1 protein-coding gene is annotated in these 955 nt (G+C 24.1%); it reads left to right on the plus strand.

All coding sequences use genetic code 11. The annotated features are described in order from the left end of the window. Positions 1-115: 115 nt before the first annotated feature. On the plus strand, positions 116-955 hold an 840-nt coding region (locus tag COL3_RS26475; protein WP_143327580.1), incomplete at its 3' end, for an IS4 family transposase.

A 955-nucleotide genomic window follows, 5' to 3' on the forward strand; every position in this document is an offset into this window, starting at 1 on the left:
CATGCGCGTAAAGTTAATGAGTATTTTAACAGTAAAAGCATATGTTTACAGTTATAAAAATAATAAAAAAAGTCATTCCTAATAGTAAACACAAAAAAGAAAGGAATGACTTTTAATGAAAATTGATTTAAATTCATTAAATAGTATGGATAAAATTAAAAAAATTATTAATCTTTTTTCAAAAAGATTAATAACAAAAACCGCCGTAACTACTGGATTTACACAAAGGAATAGTAAACTGGATGGATTTACATTTTTTAAAGCATTTACTTTTGGAATTTATAGTCTTGAGAATCCATCATTAAGAAATATAGCAAATTTCTGTGAAGATATAAATCCTAATTTGAAAGTATCTAGGCAAGCTATAGAAAATAAACTAAAGTCAGGTTCAAACTTTTTAAAAAGTATTCTTACAAATATTATTGAAGATAAAATAATTAAGACTGTTAAGCACAATCATATTAAAATATTTAAAGTATTCAATGATATAAAAATTTGTGATAGTAGCTTAATTCAGCTAAATGACTCACTAAGAGATTCTTATAAAGGTTTTTCAGAAGATAAGTCTGCATCTGAAATGAAGATACAAACAGTATATAGTTTCAAAAGTAAGCAGCTTGAAACATTTGAATTTGAAGATGGAACAGCAAATGATAATTCATATATGAAAACTTTAGTGGATAAAATTAGCACTAATGAACTTCTACTAGTGGATTTAGGATATTTCGATAAGAAATGTTTTAAAATGCTTGAAAAGAAATCTGCATTTTTTCTTAGTAAAATTAAATATAATACTGCACTTTATAAAGAAAATTATAAAAAAGGAACTTTTGAAAAAATTGAAATAATAGATTTCTTAAAGAAATCGAACGGTATTATAGATACTTATTTATATGTTGGGATGAAACAAAATGATAGAGAAGAATTTAGAGTAATAGGAAAAAGATTACCCGAA

Origin of the sequence: Clostridium sp. LS, from assembly GCF_002760435.1 — a bacterium.
Taxonomy (GTDB): domain Bacteria; phylum Bacillota; class Clostridia; order Clostridiales; family Clostridiaceae; genus Clostridium.